General features: G+C 43.6%; 1 protein-coding gene. It reads left to right on the forward strand.

From position 1 onward, the window contains the following. Positions 1 to 388, forward strand: a 388-nt coding sequence (locus EVJ21_RS15530; RefSeq protein ID WP_236636602.1) for a hypothetical protein, incomplete at both ends; no start/stop codon positions are given.

Consider the following 388-nt stretch of genomic DNA (forward strand, 5'->3'; position numbering starts at 1 on the left):
GTATCAGAGGCGGACTATTCCATTCATATATCCAATTATTCCGGCACAAAGTACCACTTTATCAATTTCGACTTGTTCTACTATAATCGGGCGACTCAGAAAGTAGAGACGTTCTCGGATATCTTCTCCGGCATTGAGGCCAGCAAAAAAATGGACTTCACCTATGTGAGCCCGGAGATACACTTTGAATATGCGGATGCATGGAAATATGTATTCCTTGGTATTGTGTTGCAATCGACAACGGACGAGAATGGAGCAGTCGTCAACAATCCCATTTATAAGGACGAGGCCAATTACGTTAAAACCAAATATCTGGAATATGCGCTTATGCTGGAGAAGGTGCGCAAGACGAATTTGGCGAGTGAGCTTAGGGCGAATAATCATGTCC

The organism is Exiguobacterium sp. SH0S2, from assembly GCF_004337185.1.
GTDB classification, from domain to species: domain Bacteria; phylum Bacillota; class Bacilli; order Exiguobacteriales; family Exiguobacteriaceae; genus Exiguobacterium; species Exiguobacterium aurantiacum_A.